The sequence below is a fragment of the Photobacterium sp. OFAV2-7 genome (assembly GCF_022347985.1).
GTDB lineage: Bacteria > Pseudomonadota > Gammaproteobacteria > Enterobacterales > Vibrionaceae > Photobacterium.
Window position 1 is genome coordinate 1 of sequence record NZ_JAKRFQ010000321.1, and the last position, 5,249, is coordinate 5,249.

At 50.5% G+C, this 5,249-nt stretch carries 4 protein-coding genes; all 4 read right to left on the reverse strand.

Features of this window, described 5'->3' with window-relative positions; all coding sequences use genetic code 11:
- Positions 1-101: 101 nt before the first annotated feature.
- Positions 102-767: a hypothetical protein gene (locus tag MHN01_RS15700; protein WP_239412206.1), complete on the reverse strand. Its 666-nt coding sequence runs from the start codon at positions 765-767 to the stop codon at positions 102-104.
- Between the two features lie 10 nt (positions 768-777).
- Positions 778-1,179: a hypothetical protein gene (locus MHN01_RS15705; protein WP_239412207.1), complete on the reverse strand. Its 402-nt coding sequence runs from the start codon at positions 1,177-1,179 to the stop codon at positions 778-780.
- A gap of 35 nt (positions 1,180-1,214) precedes the next feature.
- Positions 1,215-1,538 (reverse strand): hypothetical protein, encoded by a 324-nt coding sequence (locus tag MHN01_RS15710; protein WP_239412208.1) that lies wholly within the window; start codon positions 1,536-1,538, stop codon positions 1,215-1,217.
- Positions 1,538-5,249, reverse strand: a 3,712-nt coding sequence (locus MHN01_RS15715; RefSeq protein ID WP_239412209.1) for a DUF1983 domain-containing protein, incomplete at its 5' end; no start/stop codon positions are given. The genes MHN01_RS15710 and MHN01_RS15715, both read right to left, overlap by 1 nt.

Here is a 5,249-nt window from a genome sequence, read left to right on the forward strand (position 1 = left end):
GGATGAGGTTTGCGTACTGAATATGAAATTCCGGAGCTGGCTCTATCGTTATGATGATCTCGATTTCTCGACATATACGGATTCCTAAGGACGTTTAAGAGTTAGGCCATCATGGTGCCGTCAGGATTGGTCATGTGGTTATAGGTGTTTACTGGCTTGACCGTAGAGCGGCCATCAACCGAAGCTTTATTGAGTGAGGGTGTTTGTGCATTTCTCAGGCTATAAGAGGCAGCAGCACCAGCTGTCGCTCCCACGGTCTGCGCCATAGCCGCCGACTGGTTGAAATCGTTGTAGGCATCAGTCGTCGCTTTGCGCAAACTAAGCGAAGCGCTATCTCCCATACCCGCCAAAGATTCGGCCTTTTGACCCATACCGATAGCCACCACATCCTGAAGGCCGGCAACATGCTTATCCTGTTCACCCACCTGAGCACGGTTCACGGTATCTCCCTGCTTCACGGCCTGCTCTGTTGTAAGCTTGTTCATCGCTCCCTTAAACTTCGATGAACTAGGATCGATACCGCTAGCAGTCATGGTATCGGCTGTTTTATCACGGGCATCTGAGTAGCTCTTGCTGTAGCCAAGATCAACACTCTCTTTAACATCAGCCATGTTGGCTGCGCTATTAATGTTGTCTACACGTTTAATAAAACCAGTTTCAAAACCTTTTAAATCACTCTGATAAAGCTCCCACTGCTTCATGGCAACTTCTGCTGCAGCCTTTTCCGCCTCGGTTTCTTTTATTTCGTTTTTACCACCACCGCCCATAGGCTGCTCCTTATAAGGGTTTCGTAAATTTCTGAACACCACCCTGGTTCGAGGCAAGGCTGTACCCAATGTACTCGGCAATCGGTACCAGTCCGGCCACCTTGGTATAGAAATGGACGCTGCAGGCACCAATTTTCCGCGCAAGCTGCTCAATCACCGGCTGGTATCGAATCATGGCATCCCCACCGTCGTTGTAGGCAAACATGATATTTACACTGACGGTTCCGCCTTGCTCAGTGACAGGCTGTAAGACCATGAAGCCATCATCACCCACAAACAAAAACGCCCTCTCGTTAGAAAGGGCGTTATCGATTTCTTCCGCGAACCGGTGGTTGTTCCGATCTTCGGTCTGTTGAATTATCGGGTACAACTTCACGCGATAATCAGTCCATTTAGCAAATGTAACCGGCATTCTAATAATGGTTGTCTGCTATCAGTTTGGAAGGCTTACTTAAGCCAGTCCGGCCTGACAGGCCGAGGCTCATCACGCATGTTGTAGGCTTTTACTTGTTGCCGATATTCTAGAATTTGCTCTAACCGGCTAGAGCCTGCCAGCAACTCCTTCTCGATAGTGGCATCAGGGGAAAAACACCAATCTGTAGCAAGAAGCTCATTGTTGCGCCATTCCCTTTCTTCGCTTTCAATGGAGTTATAGAACGCCTCAAGTTGTTCTTCTCGAACGATCCTGTCTCCTTCCAGTAGAGCCGGAACATCTTCAATGGTTCCGACATCGCCATTAGGCAGGTAGAACTTGAACTCTTGTTTATTCATCAGGGTCTGATCTCATTGTTCACGCTGGCCGACATCGTTATCGCTGTTAGACTTCGATTGGCGCTATTCGCATGATGAACCTTGTATCGTAGTCGCAGAAAGCCATTTAGATTCTGGTCCCAAGGTGAACCGTAGTTCTGCCTCGAACCGATCCAGATATTCGTCAGCCAGTAACCATTGCTATGTTTATGTGACCAGTTAAACACCGTATTTCCCACTTGCACTGTCCCAGATAGCCCCTGGTAATTCTCTGCAAAAAAGTACGAACCCGATACATGCAACACTACACCGCTAATTCGATCTACAAGCTGCAATTGCCACTCATGGACATTATCATCCCCGGCGCAATACGACTTAATTTCCATCGAGACAGAACCAGGAGGAATTTGCAGCCAACGGAAACGATCATAAGTCACGTAGCCAAGGCTATGACCCTTAGTATCCGCTGCACTGTAGATGTGCAGATCTAGGTGAGACCAAGTCCGGTCTACCACCGGTGCCTGAGAGGCACCAGCTGTGACATAGGGATTACACGACACCATCAACCGCTGCGTGTTCTCAGGCGGTATATAGAGATGCTGGTAATAGATCATTGCGCCATTGCCATAAGGGTCGGTGGTGTATTTTCGTGATCCACCGATAATATCGACCCCGTAGATGGTACTAGCGGTAATTAGCGCGCTGGTAACATGGCCCTTAAATTCCCCTGATGTTGCCTCGATATGCCCTCGTGCACGAATATTGTCTGTATATATCACCCCATCATCATTGATATAGGAGTGATACCCCGCATAAGGACCACCTGCGCCAAATCCAGCATTGCCACCTCGAAGTTCACCTCCTTCAATTACAGGAGAGGTCAACTTTGTATTGGCCTTAACTTCATCGGCAATAACGGTTTCAGACTCTAATGTTTGAATAACAGCGTCTTTGACCAGCAACTGAGCAATTACAACTTTGCCGTCGACGACAGCGAAAGCTAACTGAGGTGTAGCCCCGTTACCGCCGTATACATAAAATCTCTCAGCGTTAAAGACAGCTTGGTTATCCGCTATGCTCGCCGTACTAGCTACATCCAGTTGATTTACTGTTACGTGAGGCATCACCAACTTACCATCTTGTGCTACTAATAATGGCAGGTCCGAACCATCAGTTGGATCGGTGATGTATACCTTACTGGAGTTAATCCGTACCAGGTTCTCGTCAACGTATAGGGCATTGCCCACCTGCACCGTGCCAGTAAATGTGCCATCCACGCTAACCAAAGTGCCCGATATGGTTGCCCTATGGATAGTCACATCCTCAATCGTTGCATTCTTGGCTGCCAAGGTGCCTGCTATCGTCGCGTTTTCAATGATTGCCCGGATAACTTTCGCATCATTGAAGGTGCCTCGGGAGCTGATCACGTCCTCAAAGGAGCCGGTTGCCCCTTCAAGGTTCGGTGTCGTAATAGTGGCGCTGGCCACGATATTCTTTGCCGTGATCTCCTGGGCATTCAAAATGCGTATTGAGGCGGCTTCTATTAGTGTATCGGGGATGATCACCTTGCCGTTGTCGATGGCAAATAACGGCGTAACGGTGTTTGGCTGGTTAGGGTCGTAGACAAAGAACTGAGAGGCGCTGACAACGGCCTGACTTTTCCCCGTATCATCGACAACCAGTCCGATACCGGCGCTGATATCACCGACACTGGCCTTTGTTTCCCAAAGCGCTTTATGCGCTTGAGAGCCTTCGCTATCCATTGTCGAAATAGCCGAGGCATTGGTTTCCACTTTGGCGCTTAGCCCGTCAGGGCCGTTTACTGTCGTTTCTAGTGCCGTTGTTTTGTTAGCAAGCGCCTGGTCTGCGCTGGCCGTAGTTTCCGCAAGTTCATCAATACTAGCTTTGTTGGCCGCGTCTGCCGCCTTATAAGCACTGTCCATACTATCAAGTCGGGTAGTGAAGGCCTGCTCGTTATCCACCACTGTTTTCGTCAATTCAACCAGACTGGCATTTGTCTCTGCATCAACCTGCCGGAAGTTGGTTTCCAGTTCGGTAATCGTCTGCGCAAGAGCCTGATCGGCCTCGGCCAAGGTTTTCTGTGTTTCTGTGATTTTGGCGTCAGTGGTTGCCGACTCTGCCCCGGAGCGCGCCTTGTACGCAGCATCCAATTGGCTAAGTTGCATTGCGATAATTTTGTCAGCCTGAGCATCAACGCTTGTCTGTTCGTTGACTGACCCTGCTAAGTCATCATGTGACGCTTTAACCGACTCGATCTGTCGTGAAAGCGCCTGGTCCTCATCGGCAACCGTCTCGGCCAGAGATGAAACGCTGGCATTCGTTGCATTGTCTGCAGCCCTGAACTCGGCCTCAACGCTATCTACCCGGGAACTAATCGCCTGCTTGTTATCGACCACAACCTGTGACAACGAGGATACAGAACCGGCCAGCTCGGTGTCTTTTGCCTTGTAGTCGGCTTCAACATCGTCAACCCGGGATGCTATTGCTTGCTTGTTGTCAGTAACAGTCTTGGACAACCCAGTTACCGCAGCATTCGTTGCATTGTCTGCCGCCTTGAACTCGGCCTCGATCCCGTCCATACGAGAGCTCGCCGCGCTCTCGTTGTTGGTGACGGTCTCTGAAAGCTCGGTCACACTGGCGTTCGTCGCAGTATCAGCGGTCTTATAGCCAGATTCAACACTGTCTATGCGCTTGGCGAGTGCCTGATCGCCACTGGCTAACGTCTCTGACAGGCTGCTAACCTGGCTGTTTGTCTCGGCATCAGCGGCCTGGAATGCCGCCTCGACATTATCAATCCGCTTGCTGATTGCCGAATCATTGCTTGCGACCGTTTCAGACAGTGAACTGATTGAGCCGGACAAGGCAGCATCGGCACTTTTATATCCGGCATCTACGGTATTAATACGCTCAGACAATGCCGCATCTTCGCGGGCAACAGTTTTCCCCAGCTCTGTAATGCTGGCAGACGTTGCATTGTTGGCGGCCTTAAACTCGCTTTCGGCCGTATCTATCCTTTCAGACAAAGCACTGTCACCGTCGGCAACAGCCTTCTGCAGTGATGAAACAGTGCCGGACAGTGCGCTATCCGCACTCTTATAATCTGCCGTTACGGTATCGATACGCTGAGAAAGTACCTGGTTCTCGTTGGCAATCGTTTGGGCCAGCGAGGATATTGAACCGTTTAACGAGGCATCAGCTGCCTGGTAGGCGACCTCAAGCGCGGTCAGAGCTTCGGCAAGCGCTTTGTCGGCATCAGCCAGCACTTGTTTCGTCTCCGTAATTTTGGCATCTGTGGTGGCCGATTCGGCAAGCGAACGCGTGTTGTATGTCGCGCTTAGCTGCTCTATCTGCTTGGCGATAACCTGGGTAACACTGGCAACGGTGTGTTCCAGTATCTTAATCGAGGCCTGGTTCGCTCTGTCACCAGCCTGATAACCAGACTCGACCCTGGCAACCTCCCCTTCTATCTCGGCTTTGGCATCATTTAGTGAACTCTGCAGTGTACTGTCAGCTTGTTCGAGATCGGCTTTTGCTTTCGCCAAAGTAGCATCTGCCGCATCAAGTCCAGCCTGCAGCTGTGAATCAGCGGCCTCAAGTCGGGATTGGGTATCCTGTAGGGCCAAATCCGTTGCATCGATGTTCTTCTGCAGTTGGGCATCTGCTGCTTCAAGGCTAGCTGTTGCTTGCGCTAATGCCGCTTTGGCTTCAGAC

What these genes read in the sequence shown, in the direction of transcription:
- MHN01_RS15700 (WP_239412206.1), bottom strand. Translation starts at nt 767, where the DNA reads ATGGGCGGTGGTGGTAAAAACGAAATAAAAGAAACCGAGGCGGAAAAG.
- MHN01_RS15710 (WP_239412208.1), bottom strand. Translation starts at nt 1,538, where the DNA reads ATGAATAAACAAGAGTTCAAGTTCTACCTGCCTAATGGCGATGTCGGA.
- MHN01_RS15705 (WP_239412207.1), bottom strand. Translation starts at nt 1,179, where the DNA reads ATGCCGGTTACATTTGCTAAATGGACTGATTATCGCGTGAAGTTGTAC.